The organism is Vitiosangium sp. GDMCC 1.1324, assembly GCF_003044305.1.
Classification (GTDB): Bacteria; Myxococcota; Myxococcia; order Myxococcales; family Myxococcaceae; genus Archangium.
In genome coordinates this window covers 184,103-198,808 of sequence record NZ_PZOX01000021.1, presented here as the reverse complement: position 1 = coordinate 198,808, position 14,706 = coordinate 184,103, and the positions used below count along the sequence as shown (strand labels likewise).

Annotated in this window: 10 protein-coding genes; 3 read left to right on the top strand and 7 right to left on the bottom strand. The window is 68.7% G+C overall.

The genetic code is table 11. The features are described from left to right. Positions 1 to 133: 133 nt before the first annotated feature. From DAT35_RS43710 to DAT35_RS43695, 4 genes are all read right to left on the bottom strand, one after another. Positions 134 to 1,231 carry a PLP-dependent aminotransferase family protein gene (locus DAT35_RS43710; RefSeq protein WP_108075298.1) on the bottom strand — a complete coding sequence of 366 codons (1,098 nt, stop codon included), beginning with the start codon at positions 1,229 to 1,231 and terminating at the stop codon, positions 134 to 136. A 259-nt stretch (positions 1,232 to 1,490) separates the two neighbouring features. Then, positions 1,491 to 3,062: a CocE/NonD family hydrolase gene (locus DAT35_RS43705; protein WP_108075257.1), complete on the bottom strand. Its 1,572-nt coding sequence runs from the start codon at positions 3,060 to 3,062 to the stop codon at positions 1,491 to 1,493. Positions 3,063 to 3,337: 275 nt separating this feature from the next. Further along, positions 3,338 to 4,891 carry a DUF4139 domain-containing protein gene (locus DAT35_RS43700; protein WP_108075256.1) on the bottom strand — a complete coding sequence of 518 codons (1,554 nt, stop codon included), beginning with the start codon at positions 4,889 to 4,891 and terminating at the stop codon, positions 3,338 to 3,340. Then, positions 4,891 to 7,200 carry a DUF4139 domain-containing protein gene (locus DAT35_RS43695; RefSeq protein WP_108075255.1) on the bottom strand — a complete coding sequence of 770 codons (2,310 nt, stop codon included), beginning with the start codon at positions 7,198 to 7,200 and terminating at the stop codon, positions 4,891 to 4,893. Before DAT35_RS43695 ends, DAT35_RS43700 begins: the two co-directional genes overlap by 1 nt. 200 nt (positions 7,201 to 7,400) lie before the next feature. Here DAT35_RS43695 and DAT35_RS43690 point away from each other — a divergent pair, with 200 nt between their 5' ends. Continuing rightward, on the top strand, positions 7,401 to 8,600 hold the full coding sequence (locus DAT35_RS43690) for an AAA family ATPase (protein WP_158502130.1): 1,200 nt from the start codon (positions 7,401 to 7,403) through the stop codon (positions 8,598 to 8,600). Then, positions 8,597 to 9,223, top strand: coding sequence for a DUF4276 family protein (locus DAT35_RS43685; RefSeq protein WP_108075253.1), 627 nt, complete (start codon positions 8,597 to 8,599; stop codon positions 9,221 to 9,223). The genes DAT35_RS43690 and DAT35_RS43685 overlap by 4 nt, the downstream gene beginning before the upstream one ends. Positions 9,224 to 9,265: 42 nt before the next feature. On the opposite strand, the gene DAT35_RS43680 is transcribed toward DAT35_RS43685, so the two are convergent. Together DAT35_RS43680 and DAT35_RS43675 are read right to left on the bottom strand one after the other, a co-directional pair. Then, positions 9,266 to 10,243, bottom strand: a complete 978-nt coding sequence (locus DAT35_RS43680; protein WP_108075252.1) for an SDR family oxidoreductase — start codon at positions 10,241 to 10,243, stop codon at positions 9,266 to 9,268. Beyond that, positions 10,240 to 11,007: a lysophospholipid acyltransferase family protein gene (locus DAT35_RS43675; protein WP_233262062.1), complete on the bottom strand. Its 768-nt coding sequence runs from the start codon at positions 11,005 to 11,007 to the stop codon at positions 10,240 to 10,242. Before DAT35_RS43675 ends, DAT35_RS43680 begins: the two co-directional genes overlap by 4 nt. A gap of 276 nt (positions 11,008 to 11,283) precedes the next feature. Between DAT35_RS43675 and DAT35_RS43670 the strand changes: the two genes are divergently transcribed. After that, positions 11,284 to 12,288, top strand: coding sequence for an alpha/beta hydrolase (locus DAT35_RS43670; protein WP_146210124.1), 1,005 nt, complete (start codon positions 11,284 to 11,286; stop codon positions 12,286 to 12,288). A gap of 12 nt (positions 12,289 to 12,300) precedes the next feature. Here DAT35_RS43670 and eutB read toward each other — a convergent pair whose 3' ends face one another. Next, positions 12,301 to 14,622: an ethanolamine ammonia-lyase subunit EutB gene (gene eutB, locus DAT35_RS43665; protein ID WP_108075249.1), complete on the bottom strand. Its 2,322-nt coding sequence runs from the start codon at positions 14,620 to 14,622 to the stop codon at positions 12,301 to 12,303. Between the last annotated feature and the right edge of the window lie 84 nt (positions 14,623 to 14,706).

Here is a 14,706-nt window from a genome sequence, read left to right as displayed (position 1 = left end):
GCCCTTCTCTCTGCCAAGACTGGGGGCTTCCTCGCTCGGCCGCCACTCCCTATCTGTTCTGACCAACCCTGTGGTCGGACCAGTCGGCGAAGAACGCGCCCGGGAGGGAGCCCGGCCCGGGCGCGTTGGCGCTTCAGCGTGCGTGGAGCAGGCCGGCCAGCCGCCGGACGCCTTCGTTGATCTGATCAGGGGTCAGCGCGCAGAAAGGCAGACGCACGAACCGGTCGCTGGGCACGGCCATCCCATCGTGGGGATCGGCGAAGAAGGGCCCACCGGGCGTCAGGACGAGCCCGGCGTCCTTGGCCCGACCGATCAGGTTCTCGGTATGGGCGTGCTCGGGCAGCATCACACTGACAAAGAATCCGCCGTCGGGGATGAACGCTTGCGCTTCCGGCAGCTCCCGCCGGACCGCGTTCGCCATCGTCTCCCAGCGCGGACGGTAGAGCGCCTTGAGCCGGTCGATGTTGGGCTGAAGCCAGCCACGCCGGAGGTACTCGGCGACGGCGGCCTGGCTGGGGAGCACCGGCGAGAGGTAGGTATCCTCTCCCAGCTTGGTCAATCCCTTGATGAGCTCCGCCGGGGCGATCATGAACCCGACGCGCAGGCCCGGGCTGAGCAGCTTGCTGAACGAGCTCATCGTCATGACTCGCGAGGGCGCGAACTGCCGCAGCAGCGGCGCTTCCTCTCCACGGAAGCGAAGCTTGCGATAGGGCACGTCCTCGATCACCCAGAAGCCATACTTTTCCGCCAGCTCGGCCACGCGCCGACGCTTCTCCAGGGAGAGGGTCGCGCCCGCCGGATTCTGGAAATCCGGCACGAGATACAAGAACGCCGGCACATTCCGCTTCAGCGCGAACTCCAGGGCCTCGATGCTGATGCCATCACTCTCCAGCGGAATGCCAATCACCCGGGCCCCACGCCGGCGGAACGTGGTGATCGCCCGGTCGTAGCTGGGCTGCTCGGTGAAGACCACCGCTCCAGGATGTATCAGATTGGCGGCGACGAGATCCTGCAGCTGGAGCGAGCCATTGCCCACCAGCACCTCGGCCTCGCTCACGCCGTACTCGCGCGCCAGTTCGTGGCGCAAGGGCTGGTAGCCTTGCTGCTGTCCGTACTGCAACACCACGGAGGGGTCTCGCTCCAACGCGGCGTCGAAGCACTCGGCGAGCTGTTTTGTCGGAAACGCCTCGGGGGGCGGCACACCGCGGGTAAAAACTATCGCGTCAGTCATGAGCGGGTGGGGCGGGATGGGGGACGGGCGGGAGTGCACGTCCGCATCGGACGGAGCGAGTGTACCCGTGGCCGGGAACCCCGTCGAGCACTCACGGGTCCGGGGCCTTGGGGGTTACGAGGGAGTCACACGCTCTCGGAATGCGTGGATGCCTATCCAGACAGGCCGGCTTGTCCGTTGACCGTCCATACCTGGTGAAACTGAACCCGCCAGCGGCGGCGGCCGCTACTGGTGCCGCCGCTGGGGTCATTTCAGGACGTCACTTGAGCGGCAGCGACACGTAGGACGGATTGCTCGCGGGCGAGGAGAACTTCACCGACGTGAACGGCGCGGCCTGGTCCGCGTAGAGCGGGTCCACGGTGTCGATGACGAGCGAGAGCCGGTTGCCGCTCGGCACGTCGTAGGCCGTGGCCGGGAAGTCCGTGTCCACGGTGTAGGCCTGGCCGGCGACCGCTCCACGGAGCGTGACCGCCGCATGCGTCACGAGGTGTCCGGTCCCGGACCAGTCCGTGTCGTAGAGGTAGGCGATGATCGTCGTCTGCCCGGAGCTGCCGGGCGTGACCGTCAGGCGCAGGTGCGCGGCGCCACGCAGACGGCGTGCACTCGACAGCCAATCCGACTGCCAGAGGCCCGCCGTCGCCCCGCTCACCGCGGGAATCCACGCCGTTGGCGGCTCGCCCGTGAGCGCCTCGGCGCCGTTCGTCAGCAGCACGACTCCGCCATTGGCGGGGGTGTCCGCGCCCGCGGCGATCGTCCAGCTCCAGCCGGTCTGCGAGCCCGACACGAGCTCGCCCTCTCCGTTCCACCAGTGCACCTCACCCAGGTTGTAGCGCGCGGTGCTGGTCGAGATGGCACTCCAGGACGGATAGGACTCGTAGCCACTCTGGCCGCGCAGCTGCAAATGGATGGGATTCTCCGCGGCGATGCCAGTGTTCACACCGCGCAGGTACTGGTCGAACCAGCGATGAGTGCTGGTCCACGCGTCATTGGGAATGCCGAGAATGCCGGTCAGCTCCGGGATGGCGTGATCGCCCGGACGGAGCTCGAGCCGCCTGGGCACCGTCAGCCGGTTGTAGAAGTCGGCGAGCTGGTTGGGCGAGAAGAGGCTGTCGCCGTAGGCATTCGCGATGAGGATGGCGGGGCGGTTCGCGTTGATGCGATCGATGTAGGTCGCGGCACCGCGCGCCTGCGCGAAGGCGGTGACCCCAGGGATGTTCCGGTTGCCGAAGTAGTCCGAGAGGGTTTGCTGCAGCTCCTGCGAGGGCCGCCCCGTCAGGTCGGCGGCGAGCTTCAGCAGTCCGGCGGCCTGAAGGTGGCGGGTCTGGTTCGCGAACAGCGAGTACAGGAGGTCGGTCCACGCGCTCATGGCGGCCACCGCGCGGATGCGCGAGTCGAACGCCGCGCCGAGCAGGCTGATCCCCGCGCCATACGAGACGCCCGCCGCGCCGATACGGGACGGGTCCGCGGGGGTATAGGTGAGCAGCCAGTCGATGGCGTCGCTCACATCGCCGATGTCCTTGGGCCCGGCCGTCTCGATGTTGCCCCCGGAGGTGTAGAAGCCGCGAGGGGTGTACGAGAGCACGACGTACCCGGCATCAGCGAACTGTGAGGCCTGGACGAGGTACTCGATGTTGGGCAGTCCCCAACTGGTGATGAAGACGATCGCCGGATGCGGTCCGGGCGTGTCCGGGGTGAAGACGTTTCCCTTCAGGACCACGCCGTCGCGAGTCAGGATTTCGGCGGTCCGGAAGGAGGATGCGAGAGCGGGGCTGGCACCGAGGCTCAGTGACAGCACCATGGCCGAGACAGCGATTGCACGCAGCCGGGACATAGAGCTTCTCCGTCAGCTTATGGGGGAGGGGGGTACGGCCAGGTAATCTAATGACATCCGTAACATGAACATCAAGAGAAACTCGATATCCATGAGCAGCGCCATTTCTGACGCGCGGCGTCGTCAATGATAACGCATGGCGTCGTCCGCTCTGACGCGTGGTGTTGTCAAGCGTGACGCGTGGCGTCAGGAGGACTGTGTGTTTGAAATTGAAAAGGCCCGCGCTCGGCGATGCCGGGCAGCGGGCCTTCAGGGCCGGACCTTCCTCGGAGGGTCTACAGGCCAGCCACCTTGGAGGAGCTGACCACCGAGTACGCGAAGGCCAGCTCCTGCTGTGAGCGGGGAGGGGCGGCCAGCTCGAAGCGCACGATGCCGTCTTCGCTCACCTTGCTGGGGGCGGGCTTCGTCTGCTCCTGGAGCAGCTTCACCTCCACCGCCTCGATTTCGGAGACGGGCATGCGCTCCTCGAGGACCACCTTCTCGGGGCGGGTGCCCGTGTTGGAGAGGAACAGCTTCACCAACTGGGTCCGGGTGCGCTTGCCGGTGATGCGCTGGGTGTCCTGCTTCGAGTCCACCAGCCGCGCGATGCGCAGCGTGTCCTCGCTGCCGAAGCCCAGCTTGAGCGTCTCTCCCATGCCGGAGAACTTGAGCTGGGCCCGGCCCACGTAGCCGCTCGAGCGCACCAGGTCCACCGGGCCGGCCAGCAATACCGCCGGGCCTCGGTTGTCGAAGCGCGCCACCCTGTGAACCAGCGGCGAGTGCTCCGGGTAGCCGATGAGCTCGGACGCCGCCGGGGCGGTGAACTGGAACAGCGGCACGCGGTGGGGCGCGCCGTCGCTCGGCACGGTGACCCGGTGGGCCGTCCGCAGCGTCAGCGCCTCGCCCCCATCGTCGATGCCCGGCATGGACTCGGCCTTGGCGGCGCCCCCCTCGCCGGTGGTCTGGATGACCTCCTCGCGGATGGACACCTCCACCGTGTGTTTCTCCTGCTCACTCTTGTCACGCAGCCGCAGCCAGTCCTCCGTCAGCCGCGGTGGCGTGGCGCCCAGGGTGGGGCGGGCCGTGGAGAACAGCAGCTCCACGTCCTTCCAGTCCTCCTCGGTGCGTTGCCACACCACGGCCTCGCACTCGAGCGTCACCTCCTCGCCCTTCTCGGACTGGGCGAGCGTGGCGCGGTACGCCGGCCGCCACACGGCACAGGGCACGAGGTACGTCACGCGCAGCGACACGGTTCCACCCTCCGGGTGGTTCGCCTCCAGCTCCGCCGCGGTGACGAGCTCCTGCTCCGGTTGCTCACCCTGGACGAGTGCCGTCCGCGTCTCCACCAGCCGCTGCCACGTCACCTGCACGTGCCCGCGCGCCTGACGGAGGGCCTCCTCGGTGGAGGCGGACTCCTTGCGCACCGTCTCGAGCTGCTCATGCCAGGACTCGGGCTTCGCACGGCCGACGCCCGACAGCTCGGCGATGGCGCGCAGCACGTCCTCGCGTGCCACGTTCACCACCTCCAGCCGGGACTGCAGCCGCTTCACGTCCGCCTGGGCGCGCTTCCACTCCGCTTCCAGGTCCTCCACGCGGCGGCCCAGCTCCGTCTTCCGCTCGCGCGCTCCCTCGCGCGGCTTCTCCTTCCACGAGCGGCTCACTCGGGCCTGGGCCACGGAGCCCCCGGTGAGCTGGGCCTGGAGCGAGCGGTCCACCGCGAGCGGCGAGAGCCCCTCCACGCGCAGTCTCTGGGGCCCGGCGGGCAGCATCACGTCTCCGCGGCGCTCCACCAGCGCTCGGTCCTCGAGGACGGTGACCTTGACGATGGGCAGATGGATGGGGGTGCTCATCACGTCCTCCGGTTGCCGCCCACGAGCATCTTGCTCGAGGGAATCCGTACGGCCCACGTCGCGTTCAACGTCTGCGTCTCACCCGGTTGCAGCGTCACCTTCCAGGCCCGCTCGCCCTCCACGGGCGTCTCGCCGGGCAGGAGCGCGCGCTTGCTCCAGGCGGGTTTCACCTCGGACTCGTCCACCTTGATGTCCTTCTCCGCCGAGGGCACCGCGGGCATGCGCTCCAGCACCTCCACGGTGACGCGCTGCTGTGTGCGGTTGGCCAGCTCGACGCTGACGTGGTGGGTGAGCACGTTGGAGCCGCCGAACACTCCGCCGGAGGCCTCGTCGAAGCGCGTGTTGCGCGACACCTTGATGGACTCCTCGACGCCCAGGCCCAGCCGCTGCATGGCGCCGGGCGCGAGCGTGGGCAGGGGAGACGTCATCAGGAACTCGTCGCCGAGCGTGACGTCCACCGGACCGGCGAGCAGTGCGTGCGGCGTCCGGTTCTCCACCTTCACGGTGCGGAAGGCGCGTGACTCCATGGAGGGGACGCAGACGTACTCGGCGCTCAACCCCACCAGAGCGGAGAACACGGGCACGGTGTGCCACACGCCGTCCGAGGGCACATCGGCGCGTGTCTCCACGTCGAAGCGGTAGTCGAAGTGCGGTGTGGACTGGCGCGGGGGCACGGACCAGGCCGGGAGCGCCACGTCCTGCACGGAGGCGGCCGTGCGTTCGTACTGGGCCACGAGCGCGAAGACATCCACGCGCACGTGGACGCCCATCAGCATGAGCAGCTCCCGGGACATGGCCTCGGGCTGGGGCTGCAACCGCCCGCGCTGTCCCGGCTGGTGTGCGGCACCCAGCTCCAGGTTGCCGTAGTCGAGCAGGTCCACCGCGGGCTCCAACTCCCCGGCGGCCTGGGCCGGCGGGCCTCCGTAGGCACCGCCGCCACCTTCGGCCAACCCCCCGAGAGAAGAGGCGAGGTCCGCACTTCCGAAGTCCGAGGACTCCTGATCCTTCATCATCTCCATGGGCGCTTCGTCCGAGAGGTCGCGGCGCCTCATCAGGTTCGCGCTCTTCTTCTTGGGCGCTGGAATCGAGGCACTCGGTGCCGGGGCCGGAGGGGCACCTCCCGCGCGAGGGAAGGCGCCGGTGGGCCTGGGCGCGGGCTTCGAGGGGGCGGCGCCGGGCGCGGCAGACAGGGATGGCAGGGTCTGGGATGCGCGCATCGGCGCGGGCGGAGGCGGAGGCGCGGCGGGAGCGGAGAGCTCGTCCATGTCATCCATGTCGGCCATGGGTTGCGGCATGGGCTCGGCCGGCGGGGGCACGGCGTATTCACGTGCCTCGGTGCGCTCCGGCCTGGGTTGGGGGCGGGGCGGGGGTGGACTCGAGGGCCGCGCCGTGTCGTAGCCGGCGAACAGCTCGTCGAGTCCCGGAGGTGGCTCGCGCCAGCCCGAGCAGGCCGGGGGCGGCTGACGCCGGCCGATGCGCAGCGCCTTCAGCTCCGGCACATCGGCGCGGCGCTCCAGCTGCGCGGTGGACAGGGACAGCCGCACGTTGCTCCAGTCCTCGCCGGTGCGCTGGATGATGGCGGCGCGCATGCGCAGCGTGCCTCCGTCGAGCGTCCGGGGTAGCCGCAGGTCATATCCCGGCACCCAGCGGGCACCGTGCACCGCGTACTCGAGCGCGAGCTGCGCGCCCTCGCCCATCCCGTCCACTTCCGAGAGCGTGATGACGGCAGCCCGGTAGAGCTGTGCACGCTGGCCGCGCACCGCGGACGAGCCCTCCTCCAGGCGGCGCCGGCGCAGCTCGACCTCCTCCGTCGCGTCACGTTGCTGGCGCTCCAGGTCGAGCTGCCGGGTATTCAAGGTGGCGAGCTCCGTGTCGACGAAGCCCGCGAGCGAGAGGATGGCCGTGAGGGACGACTCGCGCGGCTCCTGGGGCTCGTCCTTCTTGCGGGGAGGGAAGGAGGGCTTGAGCTTCTGGAGGGCCGCGATGTCGCGCTGCACGCGCTCCAGCTCCGAGGAGATGGCGGTGAGCTTCTCCTGGGCCTCTTCCAGGGCGCGCTGCTCGGTGGGGATGTCCGTCTCTGGCGGCAGGCGCACATCGAAGACGGGCCGGATGTCCCGCACCCGGAGTCCTTGAGGGCCCTTGAGGACGGCGGCCCGGAGCGAGCCGGTGCGCAGCCCGAGCGGCAGGCCCTCGATGCGCACCTGCCTGGGTAGTCTGCCGTTGTCGGACGGCACTGTCGCCAGGCGCGTGCAGAGCGCGCCCTCGGCGTGCAGGGTGACCGCATCGAGTGTGGAAGGTATGACGACCATCAGTGCCCCCTCGGTCGAGTCAGCACCGGGAGGCTAGCCGGGATGCGGTCCGGAGCGCGAGCCCCGGGCGCTGGGGCGGAGAGCCGGTGTTGCCGGTTACGAACTCAGGGCAGTGCGTTATTGACGCACCGGAGGCACCTCCCTAGGTTGGCCGCCTGCTCGGGTGTTTGGGGCACACCCGGTGCATGGTGAGGAGTCTCGTGGGTATCCAGAAACTGCAGGTGAAGGGCTTCAGGTCCTTGAAGGATGTGACCTGGGAGCCGGGCCAGCTCAACGTGCTCATTGGCCCCAACGGCTCAGGAAAATCCAACCTGTTGCGTGCTCTCTCCCTGCTCCAGCATGGCGCGCGGGGTGACCTGCCGCAGGAGATCCTCAACCAGGGTGGAATCACGCCACTCCTGTGGGATGGGCAGGCAAGGGAGATCTCCTGGGCCATCAGAACGGATCCGGTTGATGCGGCAGGGGTGATGGCAGATGAGCCACTGACCTATGAGTTTGTGCTCAGCCGCCTTGGAGAGACCGGCGTCCACCGTATCGAGCGCGAACGATTGATGGGCGAGGAACGCGGGGGAGCCGGGGTTCCCACTGGGACTGAGGTGCTCTTCGAGCGCCGTCCGGGGCACGCCATCACACTTGATTACTCAGGGCAGCGGACGCTGACCGCGCAAGCGGGGACGCTGTCTGATGAGCAGACGCTGTTATCGAGATTCGCGGCTCCCTTCGACAATCCTGTGGCGGTGGCCTTTCGTGACAGTCTGCTGGGGTGGTCCATCTACCACGACCTCCGCGTCGACACGCAGGCTCCACTCCGGCAGGCCGCTGTGTCTCGTGTCGAGGATCGGATCTCTCCAGACGGACAGAATCTCATCCCGGTGCTTCACACCCTCTACAGCGGCAATCGGGAGTTCAAGCGCTCCCTGGATGCGGCCATGCGCGCCGCCTTTGGAAGTGACTATGAGGATCTGGTCTTCCCTCCAGCGGCGGATCAGCGCATTCAGCTCCGGCTTCGCTGGCGATCGCTCAAGACGGCGCAGTCCGCGGCGAACCTGTCGGATGGAACGCTCCGGTTCCTCCTGCTCGTCGCCATCTTCGCCAGCCCGAATCCAGGAGACCTGATCGCCCTGGACGAGCCGGAGACCGGGCTGCACCCGAGCATGCTGCCCATCATCGCCGAGCTCGCGGAGGAAGCCTCGCAGCGCACGCAGGTCATCCTCTCGACTCACTCAGCCGACCTGCTCGACGCCTTCTCCGACGTGGCACTCCCCACCACGACCGTCGCGAACATCACCGAAGGGGAGACGCGCCTCTCGGTGCTCGATGGAGAGGAGTTGCGCCGTTGGACGGATCAGTATCGGTTGGGAGCGCTTATGCGCTCGGGTGAACTCGAGGGCCTGGCATGAAGTTCGTCCTCTTCGTGGAAGGCCATACCGAGCGCAAGGCCCTCCCCGAATTCTTGAAGCGCTGGCTGGATGCCCGGCTCCCCCAGAAGGTTGGAATCAAGATCGTCCGCTTCGAGGGGTGGCGTGACTACGACGGTGAGAGCGCGAAAAAGGTCGAGCTCAACCTGGGGGGCAAGGTTGGGGCGGATGTGATCGCGGGAATCGGGCTGCTCGACCTGTATGGACCCACCTTCTATCCGGCCGACAAGACGACGGCGGCTGCGAGGTATGAGTGGGCCAAGGCCCACCTCGAGAAGAAGGTGGGCCATGAGCGCTTCCGGCAGCACTTCGCCGTGCACGAGACGGAGGCATGGCTTCTGGCGGATCCGACGATACTGCCCGGCGCCGTGAGCAAGGCGCTACCGGGGAAGAGCCACCAGCCGGAGACGGTGAACTTCAATGAGCCGCCAGCGAAGCTCCTCGAGCGTTTGTACAAGGAGAAGCTGGGCAGGTCCTACAAGAAGCTCATCGACGGAGCGAACCTCTTCGCGGAGCTATCTCCCGACGTAGCCCAGGCGAAGTGCCCGTACCTGCGTCGGCTGCTCCAGGACATGCTGGTCCTGGCACAAGCGGCCATGGCGTGATGGGGGTCCTTCGGGGCGGCCAGGGGTCGCCCCGAGGTGCCGCTACTTCAGCACTCCGAGTGCCTCCAGCCTGTCGAAGAGCTCCTCCCGGCGCGGACGCGGGGGAGGGTGGGCCTCCAGGAAGGACTGGATGGTCTGGACCTCGTCGGAGCGGTACTTGAAGCCGGTGGCCTCCTGGAAGGCGCGCGCGTCCACCACGATGGGGTACTGCAGGTGGTAGAGCGCTCCGGGCGGCAGCCGTGGCAGTCCGAAGCGGCCGATGAGCTGGCGCAGCACCACCATGGGCAGCGGCACCGGCTGGCGCTGGGCCTGACGGACGATGACGGACAAGGGCAGCGGCTGCGGACCCGCCACGTTGAAGACGCCGCGTGCGCGCTTCTCCACCGTGAGCGCGATGGCCGCCGCCACGTCGTCCTCGTGCATGAACTGGAAGAGCGGATCATACCCCGCCACCATGGGCACCCGCCGGCCGCGCAGGAAGGTGGCCAGCGTGCCCTGCGCCGAGGGCCCGAGCGTGTAGCACACGCGCAGCACCGACGTGGTCAGCTCCGGGTAGCGCCACAGCGCCGTGGACGCGTAGAGGTCCGCGGCCACCAGGTCCGCCAGCTCCGGGAAGGACGCCAGCTCCTTCGGCGGCTCGTCCTCGGTGTGGTACAGCGCCGAGTCCGGTGCCGCTCCGTAGAAGGTGTGCCGGCCCACGAAGACGGCGTGCTTCACTCCGTAGGCCCGGCAGTGTTCGAACACCACCCGGGTGCCGCCCAGGTTGATGCGGTGGCGCTCCTCGCCCTGCACGCGCAGCGACGTCACCGTGGCCATGTGCACCATCGCCTCGGGCCGCCGCGTGCGGAAGACGTCCTCCGCCGCCCGCTTGCGCAGGTCCACCGTGTGCATCTCAATGTCTGACGGCGCGTCCTCCCACGGCCGCGTGTCGATGCCCACCACCGTGTGCCCGCTGTCCCGCAGCCGCAGCGCCACCCGCTGCGCCACCGCTCCGCCAATGCCGAGGATGAGGACCCTCATGACTCCACGCCCTTCCAGCGCTCGTGACGGCGCCGATCGATGATGTCCGCGATGCGCGCCTTCACCTGCTCCACGTAGCCCTGGATGACCGTGTCCTCCTCGTTGCCCGTGCCCTCGAAGTGCATGGGCTCGCCATAGTGGATTTCCAGCGGCACGGGGAGGGGCAACGGCAGCACATACGGCGTGACGGGGACGTAGGGCATCCCGAGCGCCCGGCCCAGGCCGTAGAGGTTGGCCACCGTGGGGATGGCGGCTCCGCCTCCCAGGAATCCAAAGGGGATGATGGGGGTGCGTGTCTTCAGCGCCAGGCGTATGAAGCCCGTGCCGAAGTCCACCAGATCGTAGCGCTGTGGGTAGAGCTTCGCGGTGCCTCGCGCGCCCTCGGGGAAGACCATCAGCAACCGGTCCTCTTCCAGCAGGCGCACCGCGTGCTCGGGCAGGCCGGGGAACTGGCCGCAGCGGCTGGCCCACGTGGAGGCCACGGGCGTGGCGTTGATGAACTTCTCCGCCATGCCTTGCGCCAGTCGCGGCGGCTCCTTCTCCAGGAAGCACGAGGTGATGACCATGGCCCCATCCACCGCCACGCCTCCCGAGTGGTTGCCCACCACCATCGCCCTCCCTCGCGCCGGCACGTGCTCGATTCCGTGGCAGCGCACCCGGAAGTAGCTCCGGTAGAAGAAACTCATCACCTCGAAGAAGACGCGCAGATGCCACTTGGACACGCCGTACGGGTCCACCCCATACGCGTTGAAGGGCAACTCCATCCGCTCCAGTCGCTCCTTCACCGACTCTTCTGGTTTCACGCCTGCCTCCCCTCCGATTCCTGAGCAGGCCATCGTGTCAGATTCCGCACGCTCTCGGGGAAGCACGTCTGCCTCCCCCATGCTCCGTGAGTGCCCTCTGGAGCCCACCTCCCCGCACATTGTGTTTTGTTGGAAAAGTTATTTTCATTGGATTTGTCGGATAGCCAGGAATATCAGGCGCTCTCAATATTTAATGAAAATAGAGGTTTTCAGAAGAGCCGTATGCGGGAGGCCGACATGAGGAAGATGCTCCGGTTGTTGGGACTCTGGGTGGCGCTGGTGCTGGGGGCGGCCGTGGTGGTGCCTGGTACGGCCGAGGCGGTGCCGGGTGCGGCTGAGGCGAAGGGCTCGCAGGGCATCAAGGTGGAGCGCCGGGAGTTCCCGGTGCGGCTGTCCGACGGGCGCAGCTACAAGGTGGTGGGGTACCTCTACTACCAGGGCAGCTTGAAGCACCGCCCGGTGCAGATCCTCGTCCATGGCATCACCTACAACCACGCGTACTGGGACCTGCCAGAGATTGACGGCAACGCGTATTCGTATGCGCGGTACATGGCGCGTCAGCAGTACGCGGTGCTCGCGTTGGACTTGCCGGGCACGGGCGAGAGCGACAAGCCGAACGGGGACTTCCTGAACCTGGCGGAGTCGGCGAGCGCCGTGCACCAGGTGGCGCAGCGGCTGCGCGCCACCGCGGAGAAGAACACCTTCGAGACGCTCGTCTACGTGGGGCACTCCAACGGGGCGCTCATCGCCACCTTCGCGCAGGCGCTGTACCACGACGCGAAGGCGGTGGTGATGACGGGCTGGCTGAATACCCGGCACGAGGTGCCGGTGGATCCCGCCGTGCTCGGAGCGCTCGCGCAGCAGGGCCCCTACATCCAGGTCCCCGGGGACCTGCGCAGCGCCCTCTTCTACGACGTGCCGCACGCGGACCCGGACGTCATCGCCTATGACAACCAGGTGGCGGACAACGTGACGCGCGGCCAGTTCCTGGATCTGCTGACCATGCTGGGCTCGCCGGAGCTCATCCCGGTGCAGGGCATCACCGTGCCCATCCTGGTGCAGCTGGGGGAGAACGACTTGCTGGCGTCGGCGTCCTACGCGCAGAACGAGGCGCAGGCCTACCCCCGCTCGCCGTTCGTGTGGGTGGACAAGGTCCCCGACATCGGCCACGCCGTCAACGGCCACTACCTCCGGATGCGCAGCTGGGTGATGATCGACGCGTGGCTGCGCCTGGTGACCTGAAACGACTGAGGCTCAGGAGGCGGAGGTGAGCTCGCCGAGGATGCGCGCCACCTCCATCGCGGCGGCCTCGGGCCGCAGGCTGGTGTCGGAGATGCCGGCCACCACGCGGGTGATGTTGTGGTCCACCGCGCCCGGCCTGGCCCAGACACGGGCCTGGGGCGCGGTGACGTAGGCGGAGAAGCTGTGGTGCCCGGAGCCCGGGCGCTCGCCGATGACGTGGACGAGCGCGCGAGGCCCCTCCATCGCCGGGTCCCCGAAGAGGAGCTCTCCCGCGCGGTAGCCTGCCCGCACGCGCCCGAGCGTCAGCACGAGGTGCTCGGGGGCCACGCGGTAACCGGAGGCCTCCAGCCGGGTGCGCAGCGCGGCGAGGAAGGGCGGCAGGTGGCCCTCGTCCATGAGCGAGCGCGCGTCCAGTCCGTCCGAGATGACGAGCTGCACGTCGTAGCAGCCGGCATGGCGCGCACGCAGGGCCTCCAGCACGCGCTCGGCGGTGGGCTCGAGCTGCTCACCTGAGGGCGGGTGGAGGATGTAGTCGCGGCGGGAGGCGGCGCGGGTGCGCAGGCGCACGGCGCTGGGAATCGCCGAGACGAAGTCCGGGGAGAGGTCGGACCAGAGGCCCGTCTTCGCGTCGTCGTAGAGCTGGCGGAGCTCCCGCTCGAGCGAGGGCTCCAGATCCCACGGGTGTTGGCCATGGCCCCTGGCGAGGGGCACACCGCGGGCACGCACGTCGGCCATCTGCCGAGCGGCCTCGGCGAGCACGTCGGCGTCCGGGCGCGTGTCCCCCTTGTGGCGGCGATACTGGAGGTACACCCAGGCGGGGTCTCCGAAGTGCTCGGTGGGCCGGCCCTCCGCGTCGATGACGCCGAGCCGCTGGAAGAAGGCCCACATCCGGTCGTCCACCTTGTAGCCGTACCGGGCCCGCAGGCGGACGTGGTCCTGGAACGCCGTGGTCAGGTAGCTGAGCATGGGATCGTTCCGGGTGGGCAGCGCCATGAGGTAGCCGGGGTTGGCCGGCATGAGCTGCTCCAGGCACCAGCCCAGATCGTCCAGCGACACGTCCATGTGCAGGGTGGAGCAGACGTCCAGGCCAATCGTCAGGCCGTGCAGCTTGCCCATGACGATGTCCTCGAGGCAGCAGCGCACGAGCTGCTCGCGGGTGCGGAACACCTCGGGACCGATGAAGCCGGCCACGTCGTTGACGATGACCCAGGGAGCGGGCTCCTGGCCGGCGCGGGCCTGCGCGGCGCCCAGGCGCTGCTTGAGGGCGCGCGAGAAGCCGTACTTGCGCGACTCGTGCACCACCATGTCCACGCCGGAGGCATGACCGTTGGTGGCGTCGGCGCCCTGGCCCGTCTCGAAGTACATGCCCCAGCGCCCGGTGCGCGCGGCGGTGTGCGCCTCCATCTTCTCCAGGGTGACGTCGAAGGTGCGGTTGGCGGCCTCGGTGCTGCCCAGGCTCTGGAACCAGACGCCCGTGGTGCCCGGCTGCATGGCCTCCACCACCGCCTGCACGTCCACGTGCGCCAGCACGCAGTGGGGCATCACGTCCTGGAGTCCGAACGTCACCAGGATTTCGTGCAGGGCGCCCTCCACGGCCGCCACGGACTCGGGCGAGGAGGACACGGGGTTGGTGCCGAGCACCACGTCACCCACGGCGAAGCTCCACCCGTTGAAGACCTGCCAGCGGATGTCGTCCGGGTGATCCGTGGGCGAGTTGGGTTGGATGCGCGCGCCCAGGTAGCCCCTGGCGCCCACGCGGCTTCCGGGCAGCGGGTTGAAGACCTTGCGCCCCACCGCGGCGAGCTCCTCGTTGCTCAGGAGCTTCACGACGCAGCCGATGGTGTCGCTGCTCAGCCCGCCGATGATGCCGTGGATGTCCGCCTCGTCCCCCGACAGCAGGAAGGCCTTGAGCTCACCCAGCGTCCAGCTCGCGGTGCGCGCCTGCGCCCGGGCATCGAGCGCTCCCTGCATGTACGAGTAGAGCCGCTCCTCGATGAGCGGGTACGCGTCCAGGTCTCCGAGGCGAGTGCGCGCGAGCAGCTCCCGGGCGTTGCGGCGGGACGTCTCGTCGGCCGCGGCGACGCCAATGGCCACGTCGCCCTCCTTGAGCTCGTTGGCGGCCCCCACCACCTGCTGGTACAGCCGGGGCTCGAAGCCGCCGTGCACGCGCCGCACGTAGGCGAACACGTCCTCGCCGGGGAGCAGCTCGGGGATGGAGACGCGGACCGGGGCGCCCTCGTGGGAACGGGCGGACGCGTGGCCGGCGTCGGTGGACGGGATGACCGGGAGCTGCTCGGGGCGCTCCTCGAGTGGATGCGACAGGCTCTCCGCCATGGCGAACTCACCTCGCTTGGGGGCAGAGGGTAGTTCCACCCCGGGTGCGTGTCACGGGGGGCCCCGGAAATAGGGGCCTCTTCG